The 13,924-nt window shown below is 70.8% G+C and carries 16 protein-coding genes and 1 pseudogene; 8 read left to right on the top strand and 9 right to left on the bottom strand.

Annotated elements, in window-relative coordinates; translation table 11 throughout:
• Positions 1-100: 100 nt before the first annotated feature.
• The 3 genes and pseudogenes from hemA to PKD06_RS12425 form a co-directional block, all read right to left on the bottom strand.
• Positions 101-1,009: pseudogene (gene hemA, locus PKD06_RS12435) on the bottom strand (5-aminolevulinate synthase); the annotation flags it as partial.
• Positions 1,010-1,147: 138 nt separating this feature from the next.
• Positions 1,148-1,834, bottom strand: coding sequence for a hypothetical protein (locus tag PKD06_RS12430; RefSeq protein ID WP_324380502.1), 687 nt, complete (start codon positions 1,832-1,834; stop codon positions 1,148-1,150).
• 10 nt (positions 1,835-1,844) lie between these two features.
• Positions 1,845-2,378 carry a YbjN domain-containing protein gene (locus tag PKD06_RS12425; RefSeq protein WP_324380501.1) on the bottom strand — a complete coding sequence of 178 codons (534 nt, stop codon included), beginning with the start codon at positions 2,376-2,378 and terminating at the stop codon, positions 1,845-1,847.
• A gap of 181 nt (positions 2,379-2,559) precedes the next feature.
• Between PKD06_RS12425 and PKD06_RS12420 the strand changes: the two genes are divergently transcribed.
• Positions 2,560-3,027 carry a hypothetical protein gene (locus PKD06_RS12420; protein ID WP_324380500.1) on the top strand — a complete coding sequence of 156 codons (468 nt, stop codon included), beginning with the start codon at positions 2,560-2,562 and terminating at the stop codon, positions 3,025-3,027.
• 115 nt (positions 3,028-3,142) lie between these two features.
• Here the strand turns inward: PKD06_RS12420 and rpoN are convergent, their stop codons facing one another.
• Complete coding sequence (gene rpoN / locus PKD06_RS12415) at positions 3,143-4,642, bottom strand: RNA polymerase factor sigma-54 (RefSeq protein WP_324380499.1); 1,500 nt, start codon at positions 4,640-4,642, stop codon at positions 3,143-3,145.
• Positions 4,643-4,797: 155 nt separating this feature from the next.
• Between rpoN and PKD06_RS12410 the strand changes: the two genes are divergently transcribed.
• The 5 genes from PKD06_RS12410 to truA all read left to right on the top strand — a co-directional run bounded on the left by PKD06_RS12410 (position 4,798) and on the right by truA (position 8,880).
• A complete protein-coding gene (locus PKD06_RS12410; protein WP_324380498.1) occupies positions 4,798-5,571 on the top strand; it encodes an enoyl-CoA hydratase in 774 nt (257 codons plus the stop codon).
• Between the two features lie 12 nt (positions 5,572-5,583).
• Positions 5,584-6,555: a threo-3-hydroxy-L-aspartate ammonia-lyase gene (locus tag PKD06_RS12405; RefSeq protein WP_324380497.1), complete on the top strand. Its 972-nt coding sequence runs from the start codon at positions 5,584-5,586 to the stop codon at positions 6,553-6,555.
• A 102-nt stretch (positions 6,556-6,657) separates the two neighbouring features.
• Positions 6,658-7,173 (top strand): peptide deformylase, encoded by a 516-nt coding sequence (gene def / locus PKD06_RS12400; protein WP_324380504.1) that lies wholly within the window; start codon positions 6,658-6,660, stop codon positions 7,171-7,173.
• Positions 7,170-8,078: a methionyl-tRNA formyltransferase gene (gene fmt / locus PKD06_RS12395; RefSeq protein ID WP_324380496.1), complete on the top strand. Its 909-nt coding sequence runs from the start codon at positions 7,170-7,172 to the stop codon at positions 8,076-8,078. The genes def and fmt overlap by 4 nt, the downstream gene beginning before the upstream one ends.
• A gap of 55 nt (positions 8,079-8,133) precedes the next feature.
• Positions 8,134-8,880 carry a tRNA pseudouridine(38-40) synthase TruA gene (gene truA / locus PKD06_RS12390; protein ID WP_324380495.1) on the top strand — a complete coding sequence of 249 codons (747 nt, stop codon included), beginning with the start codon at positions 8,134-8,136 and terminating at the stop codon, positions 8,878-8,880.
• A 6-nt stretch (positions 8,881-8,886) separates the two neighbouring features.
• On the opposite strand, the gene ltnD is transcribed toward truA, so the two are convergent.
• Entirely contained in the window at positions 8,887-9,780 is an 894-nt protein-coding gene (ltnD, locus tag PKD06_RS12385; protein WP_324380494.1) for an L-threonate dehydrogenase, read from the bottom strand.
• 131 nt (positions 9,781-9,911) lie between these two features.
• Between ltnD and dapD the strand changes: the two genes are divergently transcribed.
• Positions 9,912-10,748, top strand: coding sequence for a 2,3,4,5-tetrahydropyridine-2,6-dicarboxylate N-succinyltransferase (dapD, locus tag PKD06_RS12380; protein WP_324380493.1), 837 nt, complete (start codon positions 9,912-9,914; stop codon positions 10,746-10,748).
• 42 nt (positions 10,749-10,790) lie between these two features.
• Here dapD and PKD06_RS12375 read toward each other — a convergent pair whose 3' ends face one another.
• Positions 10,791-11,096: a hypothetical protein gene (locus tag PKD06_RS12375; protein WP_324380492.1), complete on the bottom strand. Its 306-nt coding sequence runs from the start codon at positions 11,094-11,096 to the stop codon at positions 10,791-10,793.
• 55 nt (positions 11,097-11,151) lie between these two features.
• On the opposite strand from PKD06_RS12375, the gene dapE reads away from it, so the two are divergent.
• A complete protein-coding gene (dapE, locus tag PKD06_RS12370; RefSeq protein ID WP_324380491.1) occupies positions 11,152-12,312 on the top strand; it encodes a succinyl-diaminopimelate desuccinylase in 1,161 nt (386 codons plus the stop codon).
• A 12-nt stretch (positions 12,313-12,324) separates the two neighbouring features.
• Here the strand turns inward: dapE and PKD06_RS12365 are convergent, their stop codons facing one another.
• The 3 genes from PKD06_RS12365 to PKD06_RS12355 all read right to left on the bottom strand — a co-directional run bounded on the left by PKD06_RS12365 (position 12,325) and on the right by PKD06_RS12355 (position 13,805).
• A complete protein-coding gene (locus PKD06_RS12365; RefSeq protein ID WP_324380490.1) occupies positions 12,325-12,612 on the bottom strand; it encodes a hypothetical protein in 288 nt (95 codons plus the stop codon).
• 84 nt (positions 12,613-12,696) lie between these two features.
• Complete coding sequence (locus PKD06_RS12360; RefSeq protein ID WP_324380489.1) at positions 12,697-12,852, bottom strand: hypothetical protein; 156 nt, start codon at positions 12,850-12,852, stop codon at positions 12,697-12,699.
• Positions 12,849-13,805, bottom strand: coding sequence for an acetyl-CoA carboxylase carboxyltransferase subunit alpha (locus PKD06_RS12355; protein ID WP_324380488.1), 957 nt, complete (start codon positions 13,803-13,805; stop codon positions 12,849-12,851). The genes PKD06_RS12360 and PKD06_RS12355 overlap by 4 nt, the downstream gene beginning before the upstream one ends.
• Between the last annotated feature and the right edge of the window lie 119 nt (positions 13,806-13,924).

The raw sequence follows: 13,924 nt of genomic DNA, 5'->3' as shown, positions 1-13,924 counted from the left end.
AGGACGATGCCCGCGAGCTCGGCCATCCCGACTACCTGGTGATCGAGCCGGCGGGGGCGCTCGGATCGCACCAGGCGCCGACGCCCTACGCCGTCGAGGTCCGCGGGCGCTCCTCGCCGCTCGCTTTGAGGGGGTGGATGGGGGCGAGGGCGCCGGCCGCGACCGCGGGCGGGATCGAGGTCGTGAAGATGAAGCCCGAGGCGTAGCTGCGCACGAAGTCGCACAGGGACGCGGAGGCGGCGATATAGCCCCCGACCACGCCGAACCCCTTGGCCAGGGTGCCCTCGATGATGCCGAGCCGGTGCGACAGCCCGCGGGCTTCCGCGATGCCGCCCCCGCGCGGGCCGTAGAGGCCGACCGCATGGACCTCGTCGAGATAGGTCAGCGCCCCGTGCCGGTCGGCGGCGTCGCAGAGGGCTTCGATGGGCGCGATGTCGCCGTCCATCGAATAGACCGATTCGAAGGCGACGACCTTGGGCCGGGCGGGGCCGATCTCGCGCAGGTGGCGCTCCAGGTCCCGCACGTCGTTATGGGCGAAGATCCGGGTCTCGGCGCGGCTGTGGCGGATGCCTTCGATCATCGAGGCGTGGTTGTGGGAATCGGAGAGCACCACGCAACCCGGCAGGCGGCTCGCGAGGGTGGAGAGCGTCGCCCAGTTCGACATGTAGCCGGAATTGAAGAGAAGCGCCGCCTCCTTGCCGTGGAGATCGGCCAGTTCCCGCTCGAGGAGGACATGGGTGTGGTTGGTGCCGGAGATGTTGCGGGTGCCGCCCGCCCCGGCGCCGCAGCGGTCGAGCGCCTCGTGCATGGCGGCGAGGACCGCGGGATGCTGGCCCATGCCGAGATAATCGTTCGAGCACCAGACGGTGACCGGCCCGGCTCCGGCCTCGCCCCGGTGCAGGGCCTCCGGGAAGGCCCCGGCCCGGCGCTCCAGATTCGCGAAGACGCGATAGCGCCCCTCGCGGCGCAGACCCTCGATCTCTTTTGCGAAGAACGCTTCGTAATCCATCACCCGCTCGCCCCCGCCGTGCCGGGCGGACGAAGGATCGCCGACCGGCCGGACGTTACGGCGGTTTTGACCCCTCGGCGCGCGCCTGTCCATGCGCTGCCATGCCGCTCTTCGCCGCCATGCGGCGCAGAATCCGCGCTACGCTTCGGGGCGGGGCCGCCGCGCGCGGCGCGCGATCGCCTCCAGCGCCGCGGCATCGGCGGGGCCGAGATCGGGGCGGGCGGGATCGCCCTCCTCGAAGCGCCGGATTTCCCGGGCCGCCCCGGCGAGGTCGATCCAGACGACCGGGAGCCCGCGCGCGACCGCCAGCGCCACCACGAAGGCCGTGCCGCCGGGGCCGTGCGGCGGCTGCCCGTCCCAGACGGCGACGAGGCAGTCGATTTGCCGCACCAGGGCGCGGCCGAGCGCCTCGTACTGGGCGGGACGCTGCTCGTCCCGCAATTCCGGCGCGAGGAGGGGCAGCTCGGTCACCGATCGCGCCCGGGCGAGATAGGCGTCGAAGGCGTCCGCCGAGGCGCTGCGCCTTTCGCCGGGCGCCAGGAAATCCGCCCGGTAGAGGGCGAGCGGCATGGGCAGCAGGGCCTCGAGCCCCCAGCCGCGCGGCGCGGCATCGACCGCGAGCCGGTCCGTCCCCTCGGCGAGGGCGCTGACGAGGCTGCATCCGCGCGCCGCCCCGGATCCGCCCTCCGGTCCCAGGGCGGCGTCCAGCCCGGCGAGCACGTCGCCGAGGCGGGTCCGCAGCGTCCCGAGATGTTCCACGGGCAGCCTGTCGGGCCTGTGCCCGGTGACGCCGACCCGGAAGGCCGGCTGCTGCCGCGTGGCCATGCCCGCCCGCTCAGTTCGACATCAGGCTCTTGAAGGCGTTGACGAAAAGCGCCCCGTTGAGCGCGAAGTTGGCCGGCGCCACGCCGCCGTAGAGCTGGCCGTCGAGCTGAAGGATGGCATTGCCGTTATTGGCGATGTAAAGCTTGGAGAAGCGAGTGTTGCTGTTGAATTTATTGATGAAGTCGGCGTTGATCTGCTGGCGGCCGAAATCCATCAGGAAGAAGTAGCTGCCGCAGCCATCGGCTTCGCAGTTCGTGAGGACCACGGCGACCGGATTGCCGTTCAGGTCCATCTTCAGGCCCTGCATCTGGTTGTTGTTGAAGCGCAGCAGCTCGCCGCCCTTGAACCCGACCGATTGCAGAATCCGCCCGGCGATCTCGGGCGTGATCTTGGCGATGGCGCCCTGCGCCGGTTGGGCGCCGCCGCCTCCCGCTCCGCCCTCGCCTCCGGCTGGCCGGTCGAGCCGGATTTGCGCCTCGGCGCTGCCCGCGAAGCTGAGGGCGAGGACGATACCCGCGACAGTGGCAAAGACCCGTGACTTCATCTCGACACCCCGTCATAACGGCATCCGCGCCGTTTTGCCGCCATAGCTAGACAAGGAACCGCACGAAACCGCAAGTGCCTCCCGTGCATTGAGCGACGAGAGGCGGAAAAGATCGGATGGTGCGCCATCGAAACGCCGTATTGAGTTGTATATTCGAGCCTACTCAAGAGGATTGCTTGATATGAGCAAGATTTCAGTTTCGTTTCTTGTTGGTTTCGCTCTCGTGGCGGGTGCGGGCGCGGCCTCTGCGGGGGGCGCCGATGCGGCGGCCATGTCCAACAGCGTCGCCTCGCAGGTGATGTCCATGGACGGCATGCAGGCGAGCGCCAGGCTCAGCGAGACCAAGGCGACGAATCCCCTGGCCCAGGCCGCGTCCTCGCTCACGGGCGCCCCGGCGGGATCGGGCACCGGCGTCGACATTCCCTCCGTCCAGGCCAAGATCGGCAGCGGCACCAATCTGAGCCTGCCGGGCAACGCCCTGATGGATGCCGCTTCGGGCACCTCCGGGGGCGTGGCCAATGCGCTCCAGGGCACTCAGGCCTCCGCCGATGACGGCCTCAAGTCGACGGTGGTCCTCGGCAGCAATATGGGGGATGTCTCCAACATGATCGGCGAGGACATGCGCAGCCAGCAGCGCCTCGGCAAGTAAGGCTTCACCTGTTCTTCACGGCAGATGCCGGGGCGATTCGGTTCGCTCCGGCATTTTCGTGTCTCGCGCCCGGCTTTCCCTCCCGCCGCAGGCGGGGGGAGGGTGGGCGGTGAGGTCAGCGGGCCGAGGCGAGCTTCTTGTCGCGGCGGCGGTCGACCGAGGAGGGAATGCGCAGCGACTCGCGGTATTTCGCCACGGTGCGCCGTGCGATGTCGATTCCCTCGTCCTTCAGTTTTCTTACCAGCGCGTCGTCCGAGAGCACGTCCTCGGCGCCCTCGCCGTCCACGAGCTGCTTGATGCGGTGGCGGACGGCCTCCGAGGAATGCGCCTCTCCGCCCGAGGCCGCGGGGATCGAGGCGGTGAAGAAATACTTCATCTCGAAGGTGCCGCGGGCGGTGCCGATCGCCTTGTTGGAGGTCACGCGCGAGACGGTCGATTCGTGCATGCCGATCGCATCCGCCACCGTCTTGAGGTTCAGCGGGCGCAGATGCGAGACGCCGAAGGCGAAGAACCCGTCCTGCTGGCGCACGATCTCGGTCGCGACCTTGAGGATGGTCTTGGAGCGCTGCTCCAGCGAGCGCGTCAGCCAGTTCGCGTTTTGAAGGCACTCGCTGATGAAGCTCTTCTCGCCGTCCGTGCGGGCATGACGCGAGACCCGCGCATGATAGGCTTGGTTGACGAGGACGCGCGGCAGCGTGTCCGGGTTCAGCTCGACGAGCCAGCTTCCGTCCGGCGCCGGGCGCACGAAGACGTCGGGCACGAGCACCTGGACCGGGCCGCCCCCGAAGCCGCGTCCGGGCTTCGGATCGAGGCTTCGGATCTCCGCCAGCATGTCCTGGATGTCCTCCTCGTCGAGGTGGCAGAGGCGCCTGAGGGCGCCGATATCGCGCCGCGCGACGAGGTCGAGGCGCGAGAGCAGCGCCTCCATGGCGGGGTCGAGCCGGTCGCGCTCCCGGAGCTGGAGCGCGAGGCATTCGGCGAGGCTGCGGGCGGCGATGCCCGCCGGCGAGAAGGTCTGGACCAGCGCCAGCAGGCGCTCGACGCGGGCCGTGTCGGTCCCGACCCGCTCCGCGATCGCCTCGACGGATTCGGCGAGATAGCCGGCCTCGTCGACCGAATCGATGACGTGGCGTCCGATGAAGCGGTCGATCTCATCGCAGGTGGCGAGGTCGAGCTGGCGCCCGAGATGCTCGTGAAGCGTCGGCTCCTCGGTGAGGTTGGCCGTCGGATCGAATTCCTCCCCGTCGAAGCTCCCGCCCGATTGCCGGGCCGGCGCCGAGACGGCGAGCGCCTCGCCGGCCGCCCGCTCCTCGGGCGCCGCCGCGCGGTCGGGGCCGCCGTCCTGGAAGACGTCCTCGACCCGCTCGTCAGGGGCGCCGTCGATCTCGCCCCGGCCGGGATCGAGGCTGTCGCGCGGCGGGGATTCCTCCAGGGCGAGGGGCCCCTCGGCTGGGTCCGGCGCGCTTTCGAGGAGCGGATTGCGCTCCAGCTCGGCCTCGACATAGGTCGCGAGGTCGAGATGGGAGAGCTGCAGCAGCTTGATCGCCTGCAGCAATTGTGGCGTCATGACCAGGGACTGGCCCTGGCGCATTTCTAGCCGCTGCTGCAATCCCATCGCTCACAAAGCTCCGGCACGGTTCTTGCTTCAAGCTTCGCTGTCTAACCCATAGGCAGCCTTCGGTCAAAGCTTTTGTGCGTCGCACAACGGCGCCGGCTTGCGGCCCCGCTCGCGGTCGCGCTAGCTCCCTCCGCACCGCCGGAGGAAAGCCCGTGAGCTATGAACATATCCTTGTGGAGACCCGTGGCCGGGTCGGACTCGTCACGCTCAACCGGCCGAAAGCGCTGAACGCGCTGAACCAACCCTTGCTGCGGGAGGTCGAGCAGGCGCTCGCGGGCTTCGACCGGGACGAAGGCGTCGGCTGCGTCGTCCTGACCGGAAGCGAGAAGGCCTTCGCGGCGGGAGCGGACATCGTCGAGATGTCCGGGAAGACCTATCCGGCGATCTACGAGGAGGATCTGTTCGAGGTGGGCGACCGCATCGCGCGCCACCGGCTGCCGGTCATCGCCGCCGTGGCCGGCTTCGCGCTGGGCGGGGGCTGCGAGCTGGCCATGATGTGCGACATCATCCTCGCGGCCGACAGCGCGAAATTCGGCCAGCCCGAGATCAAGCTCGGCGTCATTCCCGGCATGGGCGGCACGCAGCGCCTGACGCGGGCGGTCGGCAAGGCAAAGGCCATGGAACTGTGCCTCACCGGCCGGATGATGGGCGCCGAGGAGGCCGAGCGCGCGGGGCTCGTCGCGCGCATCGTGCCGGCGGCCGATCTCCTCGAGGAGGCGCTCAGGACCGCCGCCGTCATCGCCTCCATGTCGCGGCCCGTCGCGATGATCGTCAAGGAGGCCGTCGATCGCGCCGACGAGATCAGCCTCGCCGAGGGCGTGCGCTTCGAGCGCCGCGTCTTCCACTCGCTCTTCGCCCTCGCCGACCAGAAGGAAGGCATGAAGGCGTTCGTCGAGAAGCGGCCCGCCCGGTTCACGCACGGCTGAGAGGGGACGAGCATGGACCAGGCGCAGGTCTCCCTGCCCGCCTATGCGGATGTCGAGGCGGCCGCGCGCCGCATCGAGGGCATCGCGCACCGGACGCCCGTCCTCACCTCGCGCACGGCGAATGCGCGCACCGGGGCCGAGCTGTTCTTCAAATGCGAGAATTTGCAGCGCGTCGGCGCCTTCAAGTTCCGCGGCGCGCTGAATGCGATCCGCGCCCTCGATCCGGCGCAGCGCTCGCGCGGCGTGGTCGCCTTCTCCTCGGGGAACCACGCCCAGGCCATCGCCTGCGCCGGCGCGCTCGAAGGCGTGCGGACGGTCATCGTCATGCCCACGGACGCCCCGGCCCTGAAGCTCGCGGCGACGAAAGGCTATGGCGGGGAGGTCGTACTCTACGACCGCTACAAGGAGGATCGCGAGGCGATCGGGCGTCGGCTGGCGGAGCAGCAGGGCCTCGCCGTGATTCCGCCCTTCAACCACCCAGACGTGATCGCCGGGCAGGGGACGGCGGCCAAGGAACTGATCGAGGAGGTGGGCCCGCTCGACCTTCTCCTCGTCTGCCTCGGCGGCGGGGGGCTCACCTCGGGCTGCGCGCTCGCGGCCCATGCCCTTTCGCCGGGCTGCCGCGTCGTCGGCGTCGAGCCGGAGGCCGGCAACGATGTCCAGCAATCGCTCGCGGCCGGGCGCATCGTCTCGATCCCAGTGCCGAAATCGATCGCGGACGGGGCGCTGACGGCCGCGCCGGGGCCGATCACCTTCGCGCTCATGCGGAAGCTCGTCGCGGAGGTCGTCACGGTCCCCGACGCGGCGCTGGTGGAGACGATGCGCTTCTTCGTCGAGCGCATGAAGATCGTCGTCGAGCCGACCGGATGCCTCGCCGCGGCCGCTGCCTTCACGGGGGCCGTGCCGGTGGCCGGGCGGCGCGTCGGCATCATCGTCTCGGGTGGCAATGTCGATCCCAGGGCGCTGGCCGGCTATCTGGGCTAGACGTCTCCCCTGTCATCCCGGCTCTCCGCTGCGCTCCGGCCGGGATGACGGATGCGGCCTTCCCTCGTTGACCCCTCCTGGCCGGCATCCTATCTCGCGGCCATGGCCCTGCGCGATATCCTGACCCTGCCCGATCCGCGTCTGCGGCTTGTCTCGAAGCCGGTCGGCGCCGTCACCGACGATATCCGCCGGCTGTCGGACGACATGCTCGAGACGATGTACGCCGCCCCCGGCATCGGGCTCGCCGCGATCCAGATCGGCGAGCCCCTCCGGCTGGTCGTGATCGACCTCGCCAAGAAGGACGAGGAGCGCCGGCCGATCGTGCTGGTCGATCCCGAGATCACCTGGTCGTCCGAGGAGAGGCGCGTCCACGAGGAGGGCTGCCTCTCGATTCCCGAATATTACGAGGAGGTCGAGCGGCCCGACCGCGTGCGCTACCGCTATCGCACTCTCGCGGGCGAGGTGGTCGAGGGCGAGGCCGACGGCATGCTCGCCACCTGCCTCCAGCACGAGATCGACCATCTCAACGGCACGATGTTCATCGACTACCTGTCGCGCCTCAAGCGCTCGCGGGTGCTCAGGAAATTCGAGAAGGCGGCGAGGCGCGAGGGCGCATGACCCTTCGGGTCGTCTTCATGGGGACGCCCGGCTTCGCCGTGCCCGTCTTCGAGGCGGTGGCCGGGGCCGGCCACGAGATCGCCGCCGCCTATACGCGGGCGCCCGCCGCCGCCGGGCGCGGGATGAAGCCCCGGCCCTCGCCCGTCCAGAAGGCGGCCGAGGCGCGGGGCGTCCGGGTGCTGAGCCCGGCGAATTTCCGCCTCCCTGAGGATCGCGAGACCTTCGCCGCGCTCGGCGCCGACGTTGCCGTCGTCGTCGCCTACGGGCTTCTGCTCCCGAAGCCGATCCTCGAAGCGCCCCGGCTCGGCTGCCTCAACGTCCATGCCTCGCTGCTGCCGCGCTGGCGCGGCGCGGCGCCCATTCACCGCGCCGTGATGGCGGGGGATCGCGAGACGGGCGTCGCGGTGATGCGGATGGAGGAGGGGCTCGATACGGGGCCGGTCGGGCTCGAGGCGCGTGTGCCGATCGGCCCCGACGCGACGACGGGAGAGTTGCACGACATTCTCGCGGCCGAGGGCGCCCGGCTCATGGCCGAGGCCTTGGCGCGGCTCGAGGCCGGCACGCTTGCCTTCGTCCCGCAGAGGGAGGAGGGCGTCACCTACGCCCGCAAGATCGCGAACGAGGAGGCGCGGATCGACTGGTCGCTGCCGGCGCGGCGCGTCCACGATCTGGTGCGCGGGTTGTCGCCCTTTCCCGGCGCCTATGCCGAGCTGGATCTCGGGCGCGGGCCGGAACGCGTGAAGATCCTGCGCGGCGAGCCGGCCGCAGGGGCGGGGAGGCCGGGCTCGCTGATCGGCGACGGGCTGATCGCCTGCGGGGAGGGCGCCTATCGCCCGCTCCTGCTCCAGCGCGCAGGAAAGGCGCCCGTGGCGGCGGCCGAGTTCTGGCGCGGGGCCAGGGTTTGATGCGGTGCCGTCCGCGCCCTCCCTCCCCCCGCTTGCGGTGGGAGGGGCGTCGCTGATGCCGCGCTACCGGCTCGTCGTCGAATATGACGGCACGCCCTTCTCGGGCTGGCAGCACCAGCAGAACGGGCGCTCCGTCCAGGAAGCCCTGGAGACCGCGCTCGCCCGCTTCCTCGGCGAGGCGGTGCGCGTCCATTGCGCCGGGCGCACCGATACGGGGGTGCATGCGACCCATCAGGTCGTCCATTTCGACGCCGCGCGGGCATGGCGGACGGATACGCTGCGGGACGCCGCCAATGCGCATCTGCGGCCGGACCCGGTCGCGGTGCTCTCGGCCGAGGAGGTGGCGGAGACGTTCCACGCCCGCGTCTCGGCGATCCGGCGCCATTATCTCTACCGCATCCTCGACCGGCGCGCGCCGCCCGCCCTCGACCGATTCCGGGTCTGGCACGTGCCCCGGCGGCTCGATGCGGCCGTGATGGGGGAGGCGGCCGGGATGCTCCTCGGACGCCACGACTTCACGACCTTCCGCGCCTCGCAATGCCAGGCGAACAGTCCCGTGCGGACGCTGGAGCGTCTCGACGTGAGCCGCGCGGGAGACGAGATCCGCATCGCCGCCTCCGCCCGCTCCTTCCTGCACAGCCAGGTCCGCTCCCTGGTCGGCACGCTCGCCCAGGCCGGGGCGGGGCGCTGGAGCGTGGCGCAGGTGCGCGCCGCCCTCGATGCGCGCGACCGCGCCGCCTGCGGCCCCCTCGCACCGCCCGAGGGGCTGACGCTGGTCGGGGTGGATTACCCGGAGGGCTGAGGCGCGTCAGCCCGGCAGCTTCGCGCCGCCGATCTGCGCATAGAGGCGCGCCACCGAGGCGTCGTCGTCGCGGCCCATGCCGCAGGCCGAGGTGGCGAGGAACATCTGCAAGGCCGCCGCGCTCAGCGGCACCGGGAAGCGCTGGCCGCGCGCCATGTCCTGGATGATGCCGAGGTCCTTGACGAAGATCTCGACCGCGCTGCGGGGGGTGTAGTCGGCATCGAGCACATGCGGGATGCGGTTCTCGAACATCCAGGAATTGCCGGCCGAGGCCGTGATCACCTCGTAGACCTTGGCGATGTCGAGCCCCTGGCGCGCGGCGAAGGCGATGGCCTCGCAGGCGGCGGCGATATGGACCCCGGCGAGGAGCTGGTTGATCATCTTGAAGGCCGCCCCCTGGCCCGGCTCGGGACCCAGCTCGTAGAGCTTGGCCGTCATCGCCTGGAGCGCGGGGCGGGCGGTGGCGAAGGCGGCCTCGCTGCCGGAGGCGAGCATCGTCAGCGCGCCCTCCGCGGCCCGCTGGGCGCCGCCGCTGATCGGCGCATCGAGATAATGGCGCCCGCTCGCTTCGAGGCGCGCGGCGAGCCGCCGCGCGATCTCCGGGTCCATGGTGGCCGAGGAGACGAAGACGGCGCCCTCCGCCATCGTTTCCGCCGCGCCGGCCTCGCCGAAGAGCACCGTCTCGGTCTGCGCGGCATTGACGACGACGCTCACCACGACGGACGCGTCGCGCGCGGCGTCGGCCGGGGAGGCGGCGGCGCGCCCGCCCGCCTGCGCGAAGCGCGAGACGCTTCCCGCATCGACGTCGCAGCCCGCCACGGCGAAGCCGGCCCGCAGCAGCGACGTCGCCATGCCGAACCCCATCGAGCCGAGCCCGATCACCGCCGCCTTGCCCGCCATCTGGTCCTCTCCCTCGATCTTTGGCGGAAATCTGCAACAACTGCCGCCCTCCGCCAAGCCGCCGCGGGCGGTGACAGGTCCTGCGCCGGTTGCTAAGCGGGCGGCTCCTGCCGCTGGAACACCAAGACGCGATGAGCGACCTCGCCCGAACGATCGATGCCGCCTGGGAGGACCGGGCCAATGTCAATGCCGGAACGCGCGGCGCGGTGCGCGAGGCCGTGGAGGCGGCGATCGAGCGGCTCGATTCGGGCAAGGCGCGCGTCGCGGAGAAGGCCGGCGAGGGCTGGACGGTCCATCAATGGCTCAAGAAGGCGGTCCTGCTCTCCTTCCGCCTGAACGACATGGCGCCGATCCAGGGCGGCCCCGGCGGCGCGCCCTGGTGGGACAAGGTGCCCTCCAAGTTCGAGGGCTGGGGCGAGAACCGCTTCAAGGCGGCGGGCTTCCGGGCGGTGCCGAACTGCATCGTGCGCCGCGGCGCCTTCATCGCGCCGGGCGTCGTGCTGATGCCCTCCTTCGTCAATCTCGGCGCCTATGTCGACGAGGGCTCGATGATCGACACCTGGGCGACGGTCGGCTCCTGCGCGCAGATCGGCAGGAACTGCCACATTTCCGGCGGCGCCGGCATCGGCGGCGTGCTCGAGCCGCTCCAGGCGAATCCCGTGGTGATCGAGGACAATTGCTTCATCGGCGCCCGCTCGGAGGTCGCCGAGGGGGTGATCGTGGGCGAGGGCTCGGTGCTCTCGATGGGCGTCTATCTCGGCGCCTCGACCAAGATCGTGGACCGGGCGAGCGGCGAGGTCTTCCTCGGCCGGGTGCCGCCCTATTCGGTCGTCGTGTCGGGGTCGATGCCGGGGCGGAACCTGCCCGACGGCTCCCCGGGCCCCTCGCTCTATTGCGCGGTGATCGTCAAGCGCGTCGATGCCCAGACGCGCTCGAAGACCAGCATCAACGAATTGCTGCGCGACTGAGCCTCGCGGCTCCCCGGCCGGGCCGGGGAGCCGCCGGATGCCTTACCGGGTGGCGTCCGGCGCCGCGGTGAAGGGCTCGATGCAGGTGAAGCCGATCATGCATTGCGGATTGTCCGTGGTCGGGGCGAAGGCGGTCTTGAGCCGCTGCGTCGGCTCGCAGAACTGGGCGGTCGAGACGAAGCGGTCATAGGTCATGCCGCCCGTGCCGAGCACGACCCCTCCGTGCGACTGGACATAGGCGCGCGCCTGCGTGCAGGACATCCGCGTGGACGAGTCCATTTGCTGGGCGAGCGCGCCGGAGGAGCCGGCGGCCAGAAGGGCCGCGGCGATTGAGCTTGTCTTCAGCATCGGGTTTTCTCTGTCTTTGGAAGGTCGGCGCCCCCGGCCTGTCGGAACCCATAGCATGGATGGCGACGTCGTCACGCTGGCACAAGCCCTCATCCGCCGCCGCTCGGTAACCCCGGAGGACGACGGCGCCCTCGCCGTCGCGGGCGATGCCCTTGCCGAGGCGGGCTTCACCGTCGCGCAGCCCGTCTTCTCGGCTCCCGGCACTGCGGATATCCGCAACCTCCACGCCCGGATCGGCGCGGGGGGCCCCTGCCTCGTCTTCGCCGGCCATACCGACGTCGTCCCGCCCGGGGACGAGGCCGGCTGGCGCCACGATCCGTTCGGCGCCGAGATCGAGGAGGGCTGGCTCTACGGCCGCGGGGCGGTCGACATGAAGGGCGGCGTCGCCGCCATGCTCGCGGCGGCGCGGGACTTCGTCGCCGCGCGCGGCCGCGATTTCGGCGGCTCGATCGTCTTCCTCCTCACCGGCGACGAGGAGGGGCCGGCCGTGAACGGCACCGTCAAGCTGCTGGACTGGGCCGCCGCGCGCGGCGAGCGCTACGATTTCTGCGTGCTCGGCGAGCCGACCAATCCCGGGATCCTCGGCGAAATGGCGAAGATCGGCCGCCGCGGCTCGCTCACGGGCCGGCTCCTCGTCCGCGGCAGGCAGGGGCACGTCGCCTATCCGCATCTCGCGCGCAACCCGATCCCGGTCCTCGCGCGGATGATCTCCGCCCTGTCCGACGAGCCGCTGGACGAGGGCACCCAGCATTTCGACGCCTCGAATCTCGAATGGACCACGGTCGATACAGGCAACGGGGCGACGAACGTCGTGCCAGGCGAAGTGCGGGCGGTGTTCAACATCCGCTTCAACGACCTGTGGACGCCCGCGAGCCTCGCCGCCGCGATCCGCGCCCGACTCGACCGCGCCGCCGCGGGCACGCCCTACGAGATCGCCTTCGATCCCACCAATTCGGTGGCCTTCCTCACCGAGCCCTCGACCTTTGTCGATCTCCTCGCCGATGCCGTCGAGGCCGAATGCGGCCGGCGCCCCGCCTTGTCGACGACGGGCGGCACCTCGGATGCGCGCTTCATCAAGTCCTATTGCCCGGTGGTCGAGTTCGGCCTCGTCGGCCAGACCATGCATGCGGTGGACGAGCGAGTGGCCATCGAGGATCTGCGCCGCCTCGCCGCCATCTATCGCGGCGTGCTGGAGCGCGTCTTTCCCGGGCGATAGGCCCGCAGCGTCTCAGCGGCGGCCTTTCTGCGCCTTGATGGCGTTCTCGACCTTGTCGAGCTTGTCCTCCAGCTTGTCGAGCTTGGCGAGGATCTGGCTCAGCAGGTCGGGCGTCACGCGCACGTAATCGACCGATTCGCGTGTCGCCTTCGCGGTCTCGCGGGCCGCTTCGAGCAGCGCCTGGACGTCGGCGGGCGTGAACGCGCCCTGCTGCTGCGGCTCGGCGGCGGGCTGCCCCTGCGCCCAGGCGTGCGCCGCGAGTCCCAGTCCGACCATGAGCCCGATCGCCGAAATGCGCATCAATCCGTCCCTGATTCGTTGCCGACACCGTCATCGAAAGATCGGATGGGGGCAAGCGGCGAGGGGCGGGATGTCCGAACGGGCTCAGCGCCCGGCGAAGGCCGTGAAGAAATACATGAAGACCACGAACAGGATGGCGGGAGCGAGGCGCTTGAAGACGGCCATGGCTCTCGCCGCGCCATCCCCCTCGCGCCATTCCTGAAGGAAATCGCGGGGCGGCCTGTCGGGCCCGGGCGTCACCCGATGGTCCGGCCGATGGCCTCGAATTTCTCCGCCCGGTGCAGGCGCAGGTTCTCGGGGCCGCGCCCGGCCAGCTCGCGCAAGGCCGCCTCGATGGCGTTGCCCGCGCGCCTCAGCGTCTCGGCCGGGTCGCGATGGGCGCCGCCGGGCGGCTCCGGCACGATCTCGTCGATGATCCCGAAGCGCAGGAGGTCCTGGGCGGTGATCTTCATGGCCGTCGCCGCGTCCTGGGCGCGGGCCGAATCGTGCCAGAGGATCGAGGCCGCCCCTTCCGGAGAGATGACGCTGTAGATCGAATGCTCCAGCATCAGCACCTTGTTGGCGGTGGCGATGGCGATGGCCCCGCCCGAGCCGCCCTCGCCGATGATCAGCGAGACGTTCGGCGAGCCGAGGGCGAGGCAGGCTTCGGTCGAGCGCGCGATCGCCTCGGCCTGCCCGCGCTCCTCCGCGTCGATGCCGGGATAGGCGCCGGCCGTGTCGACGAAGGAAATGACCGGCAGGCCGAATCGTCCGGCCAGCTCCATCAGCCGCACCGCCTTGCGGTAGCCCTCCGGCCGGGCCATGCCGAAATTGTGCCGCAGCCGCGTCTCGGTATTCGTGCCCCTCTCCTGGCCGATCACGCAGACGGCCTCGCCGCGGAACCGCGCGAAGCCCGCGAGGATCGCCTCGTCCTCTCCGAACTTGCGGTCCCCTGCGAGCGGGGTCCATTCGGTGAGGAGGCCCTCGGCATAGGCGAGGAAGCGCGGCCGCTCGGGATGGCGCGCGACGAGGGTCTTCTGCCAGGGCGTGAGATTGCCGTAGAGGTCGCGGAGGGCGGAGGCGGCCTTCGCCTCGAGCTTGGCGATCTCGTCGCCGATGGCGACCGCCTCCCCGCTCTCGCCGAGCGCGCGCAGTTCCTCGACCTTCGCCTCCAGTTCGGCGACGGGTTTCTCGAAATCCAGGAAGATGCGCATCGAGGTGGCAGGTGTCCCGCCGAGGCGGGGGCGCCGCCGGGTCCGCGGGAAGGACGGGGGGGGCGGGCGTTAACCCCCCCCCCTCTCCCCACCAACCGAGAAACCCCCCCGGGCCCCCC

Source organism: Enterovirga sp. (genome assembly GCF_035325185.1).
Classification (GTDB): domain Bacteria; phylum Pseudomonadota; class Alphaproteobacteria; order Rhizobiales; family Beijerinckiaceae; genus Enterovirga.
The sequence above is the reverse complement of the archived record's forward strand: the minus strand, read 5'-3'. Positions and strand labels throughout refer to the sequence as shown.

Excerpts from the sequence above, each read along its gene's own strand:
- PKD06_RS12365 (WP_324380490.1), bottom strand. The coding sequence starts at position 12,612 with ATGCGCATTTCGGCGATCGGGCTCATGGTCGGACTGGGACTCGCGGCG.
- PKD06_RS12420 (WP_324380500.1), top strand. The coding sequence starts at position 2,560 with ATGAGCAAGATTTCAGTTTCGTTTCTTGTTGGTTTCGCTCTCGTGGCG.
- PKD06_RS12355 (WP_324380488.1), bottom strand. The coding sequence starts at position 13,805 with ATGCGCATCTTCCTGGATTTCGAGAAACCCGTCGCCGAACTGGAGGCG.
- def (WP_324380504.1), top strand. The coding sequence starts at position 6,658 with ATGGCCCTGCGCGATATCCTGACCCTGCCCGATCCGCGTCTGCGGCTT.
- PKD06_RS12430 (WP_324380502.1), bottom strand. The coding sequence starts at position 1,834 with ATGGCCACGCGGCAGCAGCCGGCCTTCCGGGTCGGCGTCACCGGGCAC.
- rpoN (WP_324380499.1), bottom strand. The coding sequence starts at position 4,642 with ATGGGATTGCAGCAGCGGCTAGAAATGCGCCAGGGCCAGTCCCTGGTC.
- PKD06_RS12375 (WP_324380492.1), bottom strand. The coding sequence starts at position 11,096 with ATGCTGAAGACAAGCTCAATCGCCGCGGCCCTTCTGGCCGCCGGCTCC.
- PKD06_RS12405 (WP_324380497.1), top strand. The coding sequence starts at position 5,584 with ATGGACCAGGCGCAGGTCTCCCTGCCCGCCTATGCGGATGTCGAGGCG.
- truA (WP_324380495.1), top strand. The coding sequence starts at position 8,134 with ATGCCGCGCTACCGGCTCGTCGTCGAATATGACGGCACGCCCTTCTCG.
- dapE (WP_324380491.1), top strand. The coding sequence starts at position 11,152 with ATGGATGGCGACGTCGTCACGCTGGCACAAGCCCTCATCCGCCGCCGC.
- ltnD (WP_324380494.1), bottom strand. The coding sequence starts at position 9,780 with ATGGCGGGCAAGGCGGCGGTGATCGGGCTCGGCTCGATGGGGTTCGGC.
- fmt (WP_324380496.1), top strand. The coding sequence starts at position 7,170 with ATGACCCTTCGGGTCGTCTTCATGGGGACGCCCGGCTTCGCCGTGCCC.
- PKD06_RS12425 (WP_324380501.1), bottom strand. The coding sequence starts at position 2,378 with ATGAAGTCACGGGTCTTTGCCACTGTCGCGGGTATCGTCCTCGCCCTC.
- dapD (WP_324380493.1), top strand. The coding sequence starts at position 9,912 with ATGAGCGACCTCGCCCGAACGATCGATGCCGCCTGGGAGGACCGGGCC.